At 60.4% G+C, this 16,696-nt stretch carries 15 protein-coding genes; 4 read left to right on the forward strand and 11 right to left on the reverse strand.

Features of this window, described 5'->3' with window-relative positions:
- Positions 1-343: 343 nt before the first annotated feature.
- From ACX3P1_RS17930 to pcsA, 5 genes are all read right to left on the reverse strand, one after another.
- Entirely contained in the window at positions 344-1,411 is a 1,068-nt protein-coding gene (locus ACX3P1_RS17930; RefSeq protein ID WP_459080970.1) for a BMP family ABC transporter substrate-binding protein, read from the reverse strand.
- Positions 1,412-1,461: 50 nt separating this feature from the next.
- Positions 1,462-2,436, reverse strand: coding sequence for an ABC transporter permease (locus ACX3P1_RS17935; RefSeq protein ID WP_459080971.1), 975 nt, complete (start codon positions 2,434-2,436; stop codon positions 1,462-1,464).
- Positions 2,436-3,533, reverse strand: a complete 1,098-nt coding sequence (locus ACX3P1_RS17940; protein WP_459080972.1) for an ABC transporter permease — start codon at positions 3,531-3,533, stop codon at positions 2,436-2,438. Before ACX3P1_RS17940 ends, ACX3P1_RS17935 begins: the two co-directional genes overlap by 1 nt.
- Positions 3,530-5,107: an ABC transporter ATP-binding protein gene (locus ACX3P1_RS17945; RefSeq protein WP_459080973.1), complete on the reverse strand. Its 1,578-nt coding sequence runs from the start codon at positions 5,105-5,107 to the stop codon at positions 3,530-3,532. Before ACX3P1_RS17945 ends, ACX3P1_RS17940 begins: the two co-directional genes overlap by 4 nt.
- Positions 5,108-5,263: 156 nt before the next feature.
- A complete protein-coding gene (gene pcsA / locus ACX3P1_RS17950) occupies positions 5,264-6,070 on the reverse strand; it encodes a phosphatidylcholine synthase (RefSeq protein WP_459080974.1) in 807 nt (268 codons plus the stop codon).
- A gap of 222 nt (positions 6,071-6,292) precedes the next feature.
- On the opposite strand from pcsA, the gene ACX3P1_RS17955 reads away from it, so the two are divergent.
- Positions 6,293-7,492: a UbiH/UbiF family hydroxylase gene (locus ACX3P1_RS17955; RefSeq protein WP_459080975.1), complete on the forward strand. Its 1,200-nt coding sequence runs from the start codon at positions 6,293-6,295 to the stop codon at positions 7,490-7,492.
- On the opposite strand, the gene ACX3P1_RS17960 is transcribed toward ACX3P1_RS17955, so the two are convergent.
- On the reverse strand, positions 7,481-8,443 hold the full coding sequence (locus ACX3P1_RS17960; RefSeq protein ID WP_459080976.1) for an AEC family transporter: 963 nt from the start codon (positions 8,441-8,443) through the stop codon (positions 7,481-7,483). The two genes, ACX3P1_RS17955 and ACX3P1_RS17960, sit on opposite strands and share 12 nt — an antisense overlap.
- A 122-nt stretch (positions 8,444-8,565) precedes the next feature.
- On the opposite strand from ACX3P1_RS17960, the gene hspQ reads away from it, so the two are divergent.
- A complete protein-coding gene (gene hspQ, locus ACX3P1_RS17965; protein ID WP_459081040.1) occupies positions 8,566-8,889 on the forward strand; it encodes a heat shock protein HspQ in 324 nt (107 codons plus the stop codon).
- Between the two features lie 43 nt (positions 8,890-8,932).
- Here the strand turns inward: hspQ and aspS are convergent, their stop codons facing one another.
- Positions 8,933-10,729 (reverse strand): aspartate--tRNA ligase, encoded by a 1,797-nt coding sequence (aspS, locus tag ACX3P1_RS17970; protein WP_459080977.1) that lies wholly within the window; start codon positions 10,727-10,729, stop codon positions 8,933-8,935.
- A 191-nt stretch (positions 10,730-10,920) separates the two neighbouring features.
- Here aspS and rnd point away from each other — a divergent pair, with 191 nt between their 5' ends.
- On the forward strand, positions 10,921-12,072 hold the full coding sequence (rnd, locus tag ACX3P1_RS17975) for a ribonuclease D (protein WP_459080978.1): 1,152 nt from the start codon (positions 10,921-10,923) through the stop codon (positions 12,070-12,072).
- Between the two features lie 4 nt (positions 12,073-12,076).
- Here the strand turns inward: rnd and ACX3P1_RS17980 are convergent, their stop codons facing one another.
- The 3 genes from ACX3P1_RS17980 to ACX3P1_RS17990 form a co-directional block, all read right to left on the reverse strand.
- Positions 12,077-12,496: an MAPEG family protein gene (locus ACX3P1_RS17980; protein WP_459080979.1), complete on the reverse strand. Its 420-nt coding sequence runs from the start codon at positions 12,494-12,496 to the stop codon at positions 12,077-12,079.
- Between the two features lie 25 nt (positions 12,497-12,521).
- Positions 12,522-14,024 (reverse strand): IMP dehydrogenase, encoded by a 1,503-nt coding sequence (gene guaB / locus ACX3P1_RS17985; protein WP_459080980.1) that lies wholly within the window; start codon positions 14,022-14,024, stop codon positions 12,522-12,524.
- Positions 14,025-14,297: 273 nt separating this feature from the next.
- Entirely contained in the window at positions 14,298-15,047 is a 750-nt protein-coding gene (locus tag ACX3P1_RS17990; protein WP_459080981.1) for a PopZ family protein, read from the reverse strand.
- Here ACX3P1_RS17990 and ACX3P1_RS17995 point away from each other — a divergent pair.
- On the forward strand, positions 15,025-15,354 hold the full coding sequence (locus ACX3P1_RS17995) for a hypothetical protein (RefSeq protein WP_459080982.1): 330 nt from the start codon (positions 15,025-15,027) through the stop codon (positions 15,352-15,354). The two genes, ACX3P1_RS17990 and ACX3P1_RS17995, sit on opposite strands and share 23 nt — an antisense overlap.
- Here the strand turns inward: ACX3P1_RS17995 and ACX3P1_RS18000 are convergent.
- The gene (locus ACX3P1_RS18000; protein ID WP_459080983.1) at positions 15,311-16,696 is read right to left on the reverse strand and encodes a TolC family outer membrane protein; all 1,386 of its coding nucleotides are present in this window, start codon (positions 16,694-16,696) and stop codon (positions 15,311-15,313) included. The two genes, ACX3P1_RS17995 and ACX3P1_RS18000, sit on opposite strands and share 44 nt — an antisense overlap.

Here is a 16,696-nt window from a genome sequence, read left to right on the forward strand (position 1 = left end):
TCTTGATTTCATTGAATGATTGCCCTTCCCTTGGGCGTACCAGTTCTTTCCAAGCACATCGAGACCTGATCAATCAGCGCGGCTGAGGCGTGTCGCCCGCAAGCGGTAACCGGTTTCGCTGCAATGGCGAGCATCACACAGCGGTTTAGATCACACCGTGTAAAGAGCCGTTCAAATCGTGCAGCGCACTTCTATGTGGAAGGCGGCTTGTATCGGTCTCATGTCGCATTATCCCCGTGCGGTCGCCCCTGACCTCAAGTCACCACCTTGAGAGCGATTATCTCCGCCCAACAAAAAGGGCGCCGTTGAGCGCCCTTTTCATCTTTGTGCTCAGGCGTGCCGCTTATTGCGGAAGCTTGTCGTCGACGCCCTTGACGTAGAAATTCATGCCGAGCAGCGTGGCATCGTCGGCAACTTCGCCGTCCTTCAGCCACGGCGTGCCGTCCTGCTTGGCAATCGGGCCGGTGAAGGGGTTCCAGCCGTCGGCGATCTTCTTTTCGGTCGCCACCGCCATTGCCTTCGTCTCGTCGGACATGTTGGTGAACGGGGAAAGATGGACGGCGTCGTCCTTGATGCCCAGCCAGACATTATCCGACTTCCAGGTGCCATCCAGAACAGCCTTGACGCGCGAGACGTAGTACGGCCCCCAATTGTCCGTGTTGGCGGTAAGCTGCGCTTTCGGCGCGAACTTGATCATGTCGGACGACTGGCCGAAGCCATGCAGGCCGCGTTCTTCCGCGACCTGAAGGGCTGCGGTCGAATCGGTGTGCTGGGTGATGATGTCGGCACCCTGGTCGAACAGCGCCTTGGCGGCATCGGCTTCCTTGCCCGGATCGAACCAGGAGTTCACCCACACGATCTTCGCCTTGAATTCCGGATTGATGGAATGCGCACCGAGCATGAAAGCATTGATGCCCATCACCACTTCGGGGATCGGGAAGGACACGATGTAACCGGCAACACCGGTTTTCGATTCCTTGGCCGCGATCTGGCCCATCACGTAGCGGCCTTCATAGAAACGGGCGTTGTAGATACCGAGATTGTCGGCGGTCTTGTAGCCGGTGGCGTGCTCGAACTTGATGTCGGGGAACTTCTTGGCAACCTTCACTTCCGGGTCCATGAAGCCGAAGGAAGTGCCGAAGATGATCTTGCAACCCTCGCGAGCCAGACGCTCGAAAGCGCGTTCGGCGTCCGGACCTTCCGCGACGTTTTCCAGATAGGCCGTCTCGACCTTGTCACCCAATTCCTTCTCGACCTCGAGACGCCCCTGATCGTGCTGGTAGGAATAGCCGAAGTCGCCGATCGGGCCGACATAGACCCAGCAGGCTTTCAGCTTTTCCTGGGCTTGTGCGCTCACCGCCATTGAAACGGCAGCGGTGGTCGTCATCAACGCAACGAGTAGTTTTTTCATTAGGTTACCTCTCCGTATTAATCTCTACGCCTGTGGTTCGTCTATCGTCGTCAGCGGTCCGGGACGAATGGCTGCCCTAGCGAAGCAGGCGTGTTCATCATCGTCAGGCGCTTGTTACGCGAGATTAGAACGAGAACCACCACGGTTGCCAGATAGGGCAGCGAAGAAAGAAGCTGCGGGGGGAAGGATTTTATGATTTCCATCAACTTGTAGGCGATCCAGGGCGCGCCGACAAAGTCGGCAAGGTCGATTGCCTGGATATGCAATTGGCCGATCCAGATGGCGCCGAAAATATAGGCGCCGGCCAGAACCCGCCAAGGCCGCCAGGAGGCGAAAACCACCAGCGCCAAAGCGATCCAGCCGCGTCCCGAACTCATGTTTTCCACCCATTGCGGCGTGTATACCAGAGACAGATGGCCACCAGCCAATCCGGCGCATGCGCCACCGAAGATGACGGCCAGATAGCGGTAGCGGATAACCTTGATACCAAGCGCATGGGCGGAGCCGTGGCTGTCGCCGATGGAACGCAAGGTCAGGCCGCTGCGCGTGCGAAACAGGAACCACATGACGGCTGCGGTCAGCGCGATCGAGATGTAGAAGATCGGGTCCTGGCCGAACAGCAGCCGGCCGATGACGGGGATCGAGGTCAGGCCAGGAATGTCGAGATTGGGCAGCCTTTCTCCGGGCAGGCCGACAAAGCCCGTGCCCATCATGCCGGAGAGGCCGAGGCCAAGAATGGTCAGCGACAAGCCCGTCGCCACCTGATTGGTCGCGAGCGTCAGTGTCATCACGGCAAAAAGCAGCGAGAATGCTGCACCCAAGGCAATGGCTGCCAGCATGCCGATCCAGGGCGATCCGGTGTAGTAGGCCGCACCGAAGCCACCGACGGCCCCCATGATCATCATACCCTCGACGCCGAGATTGAGAACGCCGGAGCGCTCGACCACCAGTTCGCCGATTGCCGCGATCAACAGCGGCGTGGCTGCCGTGACAATGGTCATCAGGATATTGACGGTGATGTCCATCAGCGTGCCTCCTCAACGGTTGGTGAAGCCGTCAGGCCAACCAGCCGAATGCGATAATGGATGAGTGTGTCGCAGCCCAGAACAAAGAACAAAAGCATGCCCTGAAATACGCGCGCCACCTTGTCGGAAACGCCCAAGGCGGTCTGTGCGGCTTCACCGCCGAGATAGGTCAGCCCCAGCACCAGACCAGCCGCCACGATGCCGAGCGGATTAAGGCGGCCAAGGAACGCCACGATGATTGCGGCAAAGCCATATCCGGGTGAAATCGAAGGCTGCAACTGACCGATCGCGCCGGAAACTTCGGAAATTCCGGCCAGACCTGCCAATGCGCCTGAGAGCATGAAGGCGAAAAACACCATCTTGTTGAAGCCGAAGCCGGCGAAGCGCCCTGCCCTGGGGCTCGACCCAAGCACGCGAATTTCAAAGCCCTTGAGCGTCTTGCTCATCAGGATCCACACCAGCACGGCTGCCACCAGAGCGAAGACGAAGCCCCAATTGGCGCGGCCGGCGGCCGGGAAAATCTCCGGCAAGGTCGCGGAATCGCTGAACAGCACGGTCTGGGGGAAGTTGAAGCCCTTCGGATCGCGCCACGGCCCACGCACCATCCAGTCAAGCAAAAGCTGCGCGACATAGACCAGCATGAGGCTGGTCAGGATTTCGTTGGTGTTGAAGCGAGCTTTCAGGAAGGCCGGGATGGCGGCATAGGCGGCACCGCCCACCATACCTAGCAGCAACATCAGCGGCAGGACCAGCGGGCCTTGGAAATCGGGGTACATCACCGGGATGATCGATCCGACAATGCCGCCAAGGATGAACTGGCCTTCGGCGCCGATGTTCCAGATATTGGCCTTGTAGCAGACGGACAGGCCGACCGCGATCAGGATCAGCGGAGCCGCCTTGATGGCCAGTTCATGCAACTGCCAGACTTCCGTCACCGGCGAGATAAAGTAGGTGTACAGCCCCTTGACGGGGTTGACGCCGAGAAATGCGAACAGGATTCCGCCCACTATCATCGTCAGCAAAAAGGCGATGAATGGCGACAGCATTGAAAACAGCATCGAGCGCTGCGGGCGTTTGACGAGTTCGAGGCGCATCATGCCGTCTCCAGCGCGTGTTCGGAATGGCCAGGTTCGGCGCCACCCATCAGCAATCCGATTTTTTCGAATGTCGCTTCGGCAACCGGCATCGGCTTCGACAGGGAGCCGTCGTGCATGACGGCGATTGCATCGGATATCTCGAACAATTCGTCGAGGTCCTGGCTGATGACCAGTACGGCCGATCCTTTTCGCGCCAGTTCGATAAGCGCCTGCCGGATATGAGCGGCGGCACCGGCATCGACGCCCCATGTCGGCTGGTTCACCACCATGACAGCGGGGGCGCGGTCGAGTTCGCGGCCAACGATGAATTTTTGTAGATTACCGCCGGACAGGGCTGCCGCTTCAGGGTCCGGCGCGCTCTTGCGCACGTCCATTTCCTTGATGATGCGCTGCGCCGATCCATAGACCGCGTCCGCCTTGATCAATCCGGCAGCGCCGACGAAAGCCTTTGCGTCTGTGGCATGGCGCGACAGGAGCAGGTTTTCGGAGAGCTTCATGTTGGGGGCCGTGCCATGACCCAGCCGTTCCTCCGGCACAAAAGCCGCACCCAGAAGCCGCCGGCCCGTGATGTTCAGGTCGCCGGCATCCTTGCCCCGAATGCGCACCGAAGCGCGATCCGCCTGCCGCACCTCGCCAGAAATCGTTTCGAAAAATTCGCCCTGGCCGTTGCCTGCGACGCCTGCGATGCCGATCACCTCGCCGGCGCGGACACTCAGGTTGATGTTACGCAAGGGAATGGAGAAAGGCGTTGCCGGCTTGCGGCTGAGATTTTTGATTTCCAGCAGGGTTTGCGCCTGGTCGATCCCTTCGGCCGGCGCACGCACGATCGCCTGAACCTCGTTGCCGACCATCATGCGCGCCAGGGACGATGCCGTTTCCTCACGCGGATTGCAGTGACCGACCACCTTGCCGTGGCGTAGCACGGTAGCGCGGTCGCAGATGCGCTTCACCTCTTCCAGCCGGTGCGAAATGTAGAGGATCGACTTGCCCTCAGCCCGCAGACGCTCGAGCGTTTCGAACAATTTGTCCGCTTCCTGCGGTGTCAGCACCGAAGTCGGCTCGTCCAGAATGATGAGTTGCGGCGTCTGCAACAGGCAGCGGATGATCTCGATGCGCTGGCGCTCGCCGACCGACAGGTCGCCAACCAGCGAGTCCGGGTCGAGCGGCAGGCCATAGCTGTAGGAAAGCGCCCTCGCCTTGGCCGCAATACTGCCGATGGGCGAGCCGTCATCCAGCGACAGCGCGATGTTCTCGGCAGCCGTCAGCGCTTCGAACAGCGAAAAATGCTGGAACACCATGCCGATGCCCAGTTTTTTCGCAGCGCCGGGGTTGGCGATCCGCACCGCTTCGCCGTTCCAGAATATCTCGCCGGAATGCGGTTCGAGCGATCCGAACAGCATTTTGACAAGCGTGGATTTGCCGGCGCCGTTTTCGCCGAGAAGCGCGTGAATCTCACCTTTGGCGATGTCGAGATTGATATGATCGCAAGCGGTAAGCGTACCGAATATCTTCGTCAGCCCACGAACCTCAAGGAGGTTGGCGGCGTCATGTTGTGCACTCACAGTGCCTCCCATCTGTTACCAGACATGTTCTGCGTTCCCGGAAGCATCGTAGGCGCGGCTTTGCATTTAGGCAAAGTGGGACACGGGTTGAAAGAGCTTCAAGATTTTCAGCGAAAACTCAAGCGTCAGGGACGGTGTTCCGCCGCTGTTTTCATGGTGAAGCCGCGCTCAGTTTTTTTTGGCGCCGAGGTTCGGGAAAAACTGCATGATGCCGCCGATGCAGAAGAGGTAGAGGCCCGTTGCAGCTATCCCTATCTTCGTGAAAAGGCTGACGTTTTCTGCAAGCACCCCGATCTGGCTGTAGAACTGCGCCAGCGCTGATTCAGCCAGCGCCAGGACACCGAACCCGCACCAGAGCAGGGTGATGGTCAGGTTGACCGGCCGCAGCCGCTTGACCCGGACCGGGTGCAGGAAGTTGATCGGAACGAACGTCAAGAGACCGGCGATCACCACCACGGCGAAGGAAGGCCATTCGCCCGGCCCGATGACAAAGAGCGTAAACACCACCATGTTCCAGACCACGGGGAAGCCCTTGAAGAAGTTCTCCTTGGTCTTCATGCCGGTATCGGCATAGTAGATCGCGCTCGAAACGACGATGATCGCGGCGGACAGGAACGAGAGTTTTTCGCCCATCAGGCCGAACTGGTAGAGCGCGAAAGCCGGGATGAGCACGTAGGTCACATAGTCGATAATGTTGTCGAGCAACTCACCCGACCATGTCGGCAGAATCTCCTTCACCTCCAGCTTGCGCGCGATCGGCCCGTCGATGCCGTCGACGAACAGTGCAAGGCCAAGCCACCAGAACATGGCCGTCCAGCGCTCTTCGCTGGCCGCGACCAGCGACAGGAATGCCAGAAACGAACCCGACGCGGTAAGAAGATGGACCGAAAAGGCCTTCGCCTGCGGCCATGTCACTTTCTTCTTGGGCCGAGGAATCCGGTCGGCGATCTTCTTGCTGCGTGTTGTCTTGCGCACGGTCACCGCCAATTTGCCTGTTCGTCCCTTAGCAGGAAGACTAAACAGCAGCCCCCGTGCCCGGACAAGGGGAATAGCTCTCGCAAACCCGATTAGGCACGGATCATTGCGCCAGATTTAACCGCCCGTCCACGTTGATCAAGCCTCGGCAAACACCCTATATGCAAAGGCATAGGGTTCGGTGACCAGACCGTACCTGCAACGCAATGCGGATGATCGACCTTGGCTAGCCACAAGACAGCGCAAATTCTGGTTGCAGGGACCGGCCCGGCGGGCCTGATCGCCGCCCTTGGCCTGGCCCACGCCGACTTTTCCATCACGCTGATCGGCCCGGAAGCGGCTGTTGCCGATGGCCGCACGACCGCACTGATGAACCCGGCGCTTTCCGTCCTCGATTCCATCGGCGTGCTCGATCGATTGGTTGATCAGGCAGCGCCGCTGAAAATCATGCGGATCGTCGATGCGACCGGCAGGCTTATCCGCAGCCCGGTCGTCACTTTTCGGGCCAGCGAGATCGGTGAAGAACGGTTCGGGCTGAATTTGCCGAACAGCGCTCTTGTGCCGGCGCTGGCCGCCGCGGTATCCGCGCATCCTGCAATCCATTGGCAAAAGTCCCTCGTTGCCTCATGGCGCCTTGAAGCCGAGCAGGCCGTCGCCGTGCTGCCGGATGGCAGCGAGGTTTCCGCCCAACTGGCGGTCGCGGCGGATGGGCGGCTGTCGCCTGCCCGCCAGGCCGCCGGTATCGGCACTTCGATCCGCACCTACCCGCAGGCGGCGCTTGTGCTCAACTTCGGCCATGGCCGTGAGCACGCCTTTACCTCGACCGAATTCCATACCGAAACCGGCCCTTTCACGCAGGTTCCCCTGCCCGGCAACCGCTCCAGCCTTGTCTGGGTCGTAGAGCCCGAGACGGCCAAGGATCTCGCCGCACTGGACGATGCGACCCTTTCAATTCGGGTCGAAGAGAAAATGCAGTCCATGCTCGGCCGCGTGACGATAGAGCCTGGACGGCAGATTTACCCGCTTTCGGCGGTCACACCCAGGTGCTTTGCACAAAACCGCGTGGCTCTGGTCGGCGAGGCCGCGCATGTGTTCCCCCCGATCGGCGCACAGGGCCTGAACCTTGGCATAAGAGACATCGACGATCTCATTGGGATTGCTTGTCAAAATCGTACCGACCCAGGTGCAGCCAAGGCACTTGCTTTCTACGACCGGAAGCGTCGCCCCGACATTCTGGCGCGTTCCAGCGCGGTCAACCTGCTCAACCGGTCGCTGCTGTCCGATATGCTGCCTGCCCAGTTGGCCCGCAGCGCCGGCCTCGGCGTTCTAGGTGCCCTGACGCCGCTTCGCGCTTTCTTCATGCGCGAAGGGTTGCGGCCAGGAAGCGGCTTTGCCGCCATGACCGGCAGGCTACGGAAATAGGTCCGGCGGCAAGATGCCGTGCGTGATGGCGTAAAGCAGGCCTGTTACCGTTACGACCGACAAGCACGTCGTGATAAGCACGCTGGCGGAGGCACGCTGCTCCCAGACCTGATATTGCTGGGCCATCACAAAGACATTCGTCGCCGTCGGCAGCGCTGCCAGAAGCACCGCCGAAAACAGCCAGGTTTGCGAAAAATCGCCGATTGCGCTCAAAACGACGTAGCAAAGCAGCGGATGCACGATGAGTTTCAAGATGGCGAGCGGGGCCATTTCGTGCGGCACCCTTTTCAGCGGCCTCAGCGCCAGCGTAACGCCCATGGCAAACAGGGCACAGGGTGCTGCCGCGCTCGAAAGGTAAACGAGCAGGCGCTCAATCGCCACCGGCGGCTTGAGGGCAAAGAATGCCGCTGCAACGCCGAATGCGGTGGCGATGATGAAGGGATGCAGCACTATCCTTTTCAGAACCGATGCCACCAGTTGTGTCGGCGAACTCTTGTCGTCGCCGGACAGCGCCATCATCATCGGCAAAATGGTGAAGTGCATGATGTTTTCGAAGCAGAAGATCAGCGCCACCGGCACAGCTGCCGCGTCCCCGAATGCCAGAATTGCAAGCCCCGGCCCCATATAGCCGATATTGCCATAGGCCGCGGCCAACCCCTTGATGGTCGATTCCGCTATTTCGCCTCGCGAAACCAGCAACGAGCCGGCAAACATCATCATAAATATCGCAAAGGTGGAAAGGACCGAACCGGCGATGAAGCGCCATTCCGTCAATTGTTCGAACGGCGTCTTGGCGAGCAATTGGAAGAACAAGGCAGGCAGCGCCAGATAGATGACGAAGGTATTCATCCAGCCGAGCGCTTCCAGCGGCTGGCGCGTAATGCGTGCCACGAGGAAGCCGAGGAAGATCAGGCCGAAGAATGGAAGAACGAGGCCGATGACTTCCGACATGGCGTTTCCTGACGATGCGAGGTATCGCGGCTAACCCGAGGGTCGAACCCGCGTCAAGCCCGGACAGCATTGAAAAGCCGCGATGTCTGCGCCAAATAGAATTGGTTAGTAGGATGAGTATGATGAAAACGGCCAAATTTTCGATCGGGCAGGTAGTGCGCCACCGGCTGTTTGCGTTTCGGGGCGTGGTTTTTGACGTCGACCCGGAGTTTGCGAACACGCAGGAATGGTACGACGCCATCCCCGCCGATGTTCGGCCGCGCAAGGATCAGCCATTCTATCACTTGCTGGCCGAGAACTCGGAAACGGAATACGTCGCCTATGTTTCCGAACAGAACCTGCTGGAGGACGACACGGGCGAGCCCGTGCGCCATCCGCAGATCAGGGAAATGTTCGAGAAGACGCCGGACGGCCGCTATGCGCCAAGAGGCCAGTTGCGGCACTGACCGAACTTTCAGCGCCAGCACATAGCCGGCGCGCTGAAAAAAATCAGGCTTCCTTCTTGGTGACGGCGACACGCAGCGAAAGATCGCGAAGCTGCTGCGGCGTTGCCTCGGCCGGCGCGCTCATCAACAGGTCGTAGGCTTGCTGGTTCATCGGGAACATGGTGATCTCGCGCAGGTTCTTTGCGCCCAGCAACAGCATGACCACCCGGTCCACGCCCGCCGCCATGCCACCATGCGGCGGCGCGCCATACTGGAAAGCGCGGTAGAGGCCGCCAAAACGATCCTCGACCGTCTGCCGATCCAGTCCGACAATTTCGAACGCCTTGACCATGGTTTCCGGCAGATGGTTGCGGATGCCTCCGGACGCGATCTCGAAACCGTTGCAGACCATGTCGTATTGGAATGCCTTGAGGCTGAGCGGGTCCTGCCCGTTCAACGCGTCGAGACCGCCCTGCGGCATCGAGAACGGGTTGTGGGCAAAGTCAACGCGCTTCTCGTCCTCGTTCCATTCGTAGAACGGGAAATCGATGATCCAGCACAGTTCGAAACGCTCACGGTCAACGAGGTTCAACTCCTCGCCGGCGCGCGTACGTGCGGCACCCGCGAATGCCACGAATTTTTTCGGATCGCCGGCAACGAAGAAGGCAGCGTCGCCTTCGGCCAGTCCAAGCTGCTGACGAATGGCTTCCGTGCGCTCTTCGCCGATGTTTTTGGCAAGCGGGCCGGCCCCTTCGATCTTCTCGCCTTCCTTGCGCCAGAAGATGTAGCCGAGCCCCGGCTGGCCTTCGCCCTGCGCCCAAGAATTCATGCGGTCGCAAAAGGCTCTGCTGCCGCCGGTCTTGGCCGGAATGGCCCATACTTCGGCCTTGGCGTCATTCGCCAGGATGTTTGCGAACACCTTGAACCCCGAGTCGCGAAAATGATCGGAAACGGCTTCCATCTCGATGGGGTTGCGCAAATCCGGCTTGTCGGAGCCGTATTTACGCATGGCAACGTCGTAAGGAATACGGCGGAAGGTCTGCGTCACCGGCTTGCCGTCCGCGAAAGCCTCGAACACGCCGCGCATCACCGGTTCCATCGTGCCTAGCACGTCGTCCTGCTCGACAAAGCTCATTTCGAGGTCGAGCTGGTAGAATTCACCCGGCAGGCGGTCGGCGCGCGGATCTTCGTCGCGGAAGCAGGGCGCGATCTGGAAATAGCGGTCGAAGCCCGACACCATGATCAACTGCTTGTACTGCTGCGGGGCCTGCGGCAGTGCGTAGAACGTGCCCGGATGGATACGCGACGGCACCAGGAAGTCGCGCGCGCCTTCCGGCGAGGATGCCGTCAGGATCGGTGTCGAGAATTCGGTGAAGCCGGCGCTTTCCATGCGCTTGCGCATTTCGGAGATGATCTTGGTGCGCTGGACGATATTTTTGTGCAGCGTATCGCGGCGCAGATCGATAAATCGGTACTTTAGGCGGATATCTTCCGGATAATCCGGTTCGCCGAATACCGGCAGCGGCAATTCCTTCGAAGCGGACAGCACTTCGATCTCGCGTGCGAAAATCTCGATCTGGCCGGTCGGCAGGTTGGCGTTGGCAGTTTCGGCAAGCCGCGCCTTAACCTCGCCATCGACACGGATCACCCATTCGCCGCGCACCGTCTCGGCGATCTTGAACGCTGGCGAGTCGGGATCGGCGACGATCTGCGTCAGGCCGTAATGGTCACGCAGATCGATGAACAGCAAGCCGCCATGATCGCGCACCCGGTGGACCCAGCCTGAAAGGCGAACGGACGAGCCGACATCTTCCTTTCTCAATTGAGCGCAGGTGTGACTACGGTAGCGATGCATTGTCATGGGGAAAATCCGGGCGTTAAGTGCGAGCCATGGCCTTGCGGCGTGGTTCCAAATTGGGCGGAAAAGCGCATGAGAGACCTTATTTGTCAAGGTAATGCGGTCCGCTTGTCACCAGTATGGTCACAAAGCTTGACGAAAGCGCCATCGACTGAAATGGAAAGAGACCTCTCCATTATGAAAAAAGCGATTTGATGCACGTCATCACTACACAAAGAGAGCTGGAAACCGTTCTCTCCGCGTTCGAGAAATCCGAATTCGTTACCGTCGATACCGAATTCATTCGCGAAACCACATTCTGGCCGATTCTGTGCCTGATCCAGATGGCCGCGCCCGGCGTCACCGCCCTTATCGATCCGCTGTCGCCCGAGATCGACCTAAAACCGTTTTTCGAGCTGATGGCGAATGAAAAGGTCGTCAAGGTTTTCCATGCCGCAAGGCAGGACATCGAAATCATCGTCCATCTTGGCGACCTGGTTCCCCATCCGGTCTTCGACACGCAGGTCGCGGCCATGGTCTGTGGTTTCGGCGATAGCGTTTCCTACGACCAGCTTGTCCATAAAATCACCAAGACGCAGCTCGACAAGTCGTCGCGCTTCACCGACTGGCGTCATCGGCCCCTGTCCGAAAAGCAACTGGATTATGCGCTGGCCGATGTCACGCATCTGATCGACGTCTACCAGCACTTGATCGCCCAGCTGGAGCGCGAGGACCGCGCGCATTGGCTGAACGAGGAGATGGTGGTTCTGACCTCGCGCGATACCTACGATCCCAAGCCCGAGGATGCCTGGAAGCGGCTGAAGATGCGCCTGCGCAAGCCGCAGGAATTGGCGGTGGTGCAGGCCGTTGCCGCATGGCGCGAGCGCGAGGCGCGCGAACGCGACGTGCCGCGCGGGCGCGTGCTGAAGGACGACGCCATCTACGAAATCGCGCAGCAGGGGCCGCGTGATGTCACCGCGCTTGCCAGGCTTCGCACCATCCCCAAAGGCTGGGAGCGGTCGTCTACAGCGGCGGCTCTGCTTGAGGCCGTCAATTCAGCGCTCGACCTGCCCAAGGAAGAGATGCCGAAGCTGCCGAAGCCCTTCCAGCCACCGGAAGGCTCCAACGCCGCTGCCGAGTTGCTCAAGGTGCTGTTGCGTCTCATCGCCGACAAGGAGGGCGTCGCGGCCAAGGTTCTGGCCAGCAGCGACGACATCGATCATATCGCAGCCGAAGGTGAAAAGGCCGACGTGCCAGCTCTGCAGGGCTGGCGACGCGCCGTTTTCGGCGAGGCAGCGTTGCGGTTGGTGCGCGGCGAGGTCGGCATCAAGTTCGACAACCGCAAGATCGCGGTGTTCGATCTCTGACGGCTCAGACTGCACCGGCCAGGTGCAGCGCAAACCACAGCCACATAGCGGCCAGGATCAGGAACCCGGCGGCAAAAGCCGGGCTGCGGTAGCGTAGATTGTTGCTGCCGACGTGGATGAACGCATGGACATAGCGCGCCACCACGAACAGCCAGGCGAGCGTGACTGCCACGTAGGAAACGCCGTTGGTCGCAAAGAAGGCCAGGCACGCGACATGAAACAGCACCGGCAATTCGAACTGGTTCATCAAATTGGCCGCGACTGTCGCGCTGATGTCCGGCTCGCTTGAACGCGTCTTGAACTGCCCTGCCCGCACCGCACCGCTGACGATCGCAATGCGCCGCCGCCAGCCGAGCAGGCAATAGACCAGGCAAACCAGAAGGACATGCGCGACCATTGGCCAGAAAATAGCTATCGGGTTCATCCGCGCCGCTCCTGTCGGGTCTTACTCACATGCCGCCGGGGTAATTGGGGCTTTCGCGCGTGATCGTAACATCATGCGTATGGCTCTCGCGCAGACCTGCATTCGTTATGCGAACGAAAGTGGCGCGCTCGCGGAAATCGGCAAGGTCATGACCGCCGACATAGCCCATCGCCGCCTTGAGACCACCGGCCAGTTGGTGCAGCACGCCCGACACCGGCCCCTTGTAAGGCACCTGCCCTTCGATGCCTTCCGGCACCAGTTTCAGCGTGTCGCGGACCTCGGCCTGGAAATAGCGATCAGCCGAGCCGCGCGCCATGGCGCCGACGGAACCCATGCCGCGATAGGCCTTGAACGAGCGACCCTGGTGCAGATAGACCTCGCCGGGCGTTTCGTCGGTTCCGGCGAGCAGCGAGCCGATCATGGCGGCACTCGCGCCGGCAGCAAGCGCCTTGGCAAGATCGCCGGAAAACTTCATGCCCCCATCGGCAATGACGGAAATATCGGATTTCTGGGCGACTTCCACCGCCGACATGATCGCCGACAATTGTGGCACGCCGACACCGGCGACGATGCGAGTCGTGCAGATCGATCCCGGACCGATGCCGACCTTGACGGCGTCGGCGCCGGCATCGATGAGCGCCTGCGCGCCTTCGGCGGTGGCGATGTTGCCAGCCAGGATGCGTACGGAGTTGGAGATCTTTTTCGCCCGCGTTACCGCTTCCAGAACACGCTGCGAGTGCCCATGTGCGGTGTCGATGACCAGAAGGTCCACGCCCGCGTCGATCAGGCGCTCGGCACGCTCAAAGCCATCGTCGCCGACGCTGGTGGCCGCTGCGGCGCGCAGGCGTCCCTGCGCATCCTTGCTGGCGTTGGGATTGAGCTGCGATTTCTCGATGTCCTTGACGGTGATGAGACCGACGCAATTGCCTTGCTTGTCGACCACCACCAGCTTTTCGATGCGGTGCTGGTGCAACAGGCGCTTGGCTTCGTCCTGATCGACGTTCTCCTTGACCGTGATCAGGTTCTCGCGGGTCATCAGTTCGTAGACTTTTTGCGCCGGATCCGACGCGAAGCGCACGTCGCGGTTGGTTAGGATGCCGACGAGGCGGCCCGATTTGTGACCGCCGGTGCCGCCGTTCTCGACCACAGGAATGCCCGAAATGCTGTAGCTACGCATCAGGCCAAGCGCATCGGCCAGGGTCGCGTCCGGTCCGATGGTCACCGGGTTTATGACCATGCCCGATTCGAACTTCTTAACCTGGCGAACCTGTTCGGCCTGCTCTTCCGGCGTAAAGTTGCGGTGAATGACGCCAATGCCACCAGCCTGCGCCATGGCGATGGCGAGGCGCGATTCGGTCACCGTATCCATGGCGGCGGACAGGATCGGGATGTTGAGATCGATATCGCGGGCGATGCGCGTGCTGATATTGGTCTCGCCGGGCATCACTTCGGAATGGCCGGGCTGCAAGAGCACATCGTCAAAGGTAAGCGCCAGCGCGCCGGTGGACGTTTCAATGATTTTTGCCATGGCCAGTCCCAATGCACGAAACGCGCTGCAACCAGAATTACAGCGCCGACTCGTCGTTTTTCCCTATCAGGGTTGGCGCTGGCTGGTACCACTTCTTTCCGGCGATGAAAAGCGATCACCGTGCCAAGAAGTCAATCGCGGCAACATTCATTTTCGCGCGTTCGACCGGCGCGTGCGATCGTGCCCTCGCGCAAAATACCTCAATCGAAGCATTTCAAAGACTTAAGTGGAGTGGTTGCAGGATGTCTGCAGTCGCTGCAATACGCCGGAAAATCAGGCGCCGCGGGCCACGCGCTCGATTTCTTCCCGCACCAGCCGTTCGACAAGCGTTGGAAGATTGTTATCGAGCCAATCCTGCAGCATGGGCCGCAACATCTCTTCGGCCATTTCATCGAAGGATTTCTTGCTGCGGCTGGCAAAGGCTTCGGAAAGCTCGCCAAAAGCGGCGGCAACCTGACGGCCGGTATGTTCCGAAACGATCGCCGGCCGTGCCGTTGCCTCGACCTTGACCGGCATGTCGACCGACGCCTCATCGGACGATTGTGACAGCAGCGAAAAATCGTCTGCCAGTTCGCCTTCGAAAATTTCGACTTCCGGTTCTGGATACGCCGCCTCGGGATTTTGCACCGGCTGGCCGGCCGTGGCGATGTCGCGGCGCCAGTCTGCTACCAGCACATCCGCGCTTTTGGTGTCAGGCACTGTGCTGGCGGCCGATGCCTCGACATGCGCGCCCCCGCTTGCCTCCGCTTCGACGGACGCCAAGGAAGCGCTGTCCGTGGACCCGGTCTGTTCAGAAGCATGCGCTTCAGCCGTCATCCTGGCTTGCACGTCTGCCAGGGTGAAAGGCTTCCGGGCCTCCGACCCGGCCCTGAGTTCGGCGCGGAATGACGTGATTTCGGCTTCCGCTCGCTCCCCGGCAACCGGCTCGAAATCCTGTTTCAACTCAGCGCCATCTTCAGGCTGCTTCCGGCCGGGGTCGCTATCCTCGATGATCCTGCGAATGGAAGCCAGTATTTCTTCCATCGAAGGTTCGCGCTGTGCGCTGCTTGCCGTTGCCATTGTCACGTTTGTCGCCCTTGTGACCATTTTCACGCTCGCAGTGCAGGGCGAACGCGTTCGAATCATCTACGCGAGCGTACTCGACAGACGGCGATACGAGAATCCCCAATCTGGATTCATGGCGGATTTCAACAGATTGGGGTTTTGGTTCGGCAAGCCGTCAGCAAGCTACCGCATACGCCGCCTGCGGATTGCTATCGATCTTCATGAGGCAAACAGGCCGCGCGTCAGCGACCGTCAGGCGTACGCAGACCGATCCATTTATCCTTGACGGCGTTGTAGTGTTCCTCGGGCTTGTACTTCGCCACCTGCAGGCCGAGCCTTTCCGTCGAAAGGCGACCGGTCGCCGACAGGATCGCGTAACTGGCCACCACCACGTCGCGTTCGGAACTGACCAGATTGATCTGGGCGGAGATGACGGTGTTTTGCGCATTGAGCACGTCAAGCGTGGTGCGCTGGCCGACATTGCGCTCTTCGACGACGCCGTCGAGGGCTAGCTGCGCCGCCGCCACCAGCGCGCGGTTGGCGTCGACGCCTTCCCTGGCCGCAGTGTACTGCGTCCAGGCCGACGTAACCGCCGCGCGGACATTGTCGCGGCTCACATCGACCTCGATCCGGGCCTGGCCGAGTTGTTCCTTGGACTGGCGTACCTGTGCCGATGCGCGGCCGCCCTGATAGATCGGAACCGTCAGCGTCGCGCCGATGCTGGCGGAATTCGTGTAGCCATCGGAAGTGCCGGCAAGCGTCGAACCCTCCGTATTGCGATAGTCGCGCGAAACGCCAGCCGAGGCGGACAGTTGCGGCAACAGGGCGCCCTCTGCCGATTTGACCGAGAAGGAGGCCGCGTCAACGAGATGCTCCGTCGCCAGGATCGCCGGATGCTCGTTGGAGGCGATCGCGATTGCCGAAGTGAGGCTGGACGGCAGCAATTTGCTTACCGGAGAGGCGGCCTTGAGCTTGCCCGGCTCCTCGCCGACGATCTGGTGGTAGATCGCGGCGCTGGACAGTGCCTGTGCGCGCGCGGCACTCAGATTGGCAATGGCGGATGAACGCGAAGCGTCTGCCTGGGCGACGTCTGTCCGTGTCCCCTCGCCGACCTCGAAGCGCGAACGGGCGGCCCGGACCTGCTCGGTCAGGAATTTCAGGTTCTGCTCGGTCAGAACAGCGATCTTGCGATCCTTGATGACGTCCATATAGGAAGTCGCTGCATTCAGCAGGATATTTTCCTCGGTGTTACGCAGGCTTTCAACCGAGGCCGACACGCGCGCGTCAGCTGCCGCCACGTTGTTCTTGGTCTGAAAACCGTCGAACAGGGTCTGGTTGATCTGCACACCGAAGCCGCCCGTCGTCAGGCGCGTGCTGGCGTTATTGCGCGATGCACTCGAATAACCGATATCGGCCGTTCCATTGATCCTTGGACGGTAGCCCGATTTCGCGATGGCCACGCCTTCGTCCGTGACGCGCACACCGGCGCGGGCCGAATTCAGTTGGGAGTTGTTCTGATAGGCCTTGGACAATGCCCCGAGGATGCTTTCGGCCGAAGCTGAAATCGGAGACAGGGCGGTTGCCGACGCCAGAAAGACGCCAAGTGCTATTTTGCTTATACGCGACAC

Source organism: Mesorhizobium sp. A623, assembly GCF_054489405.1.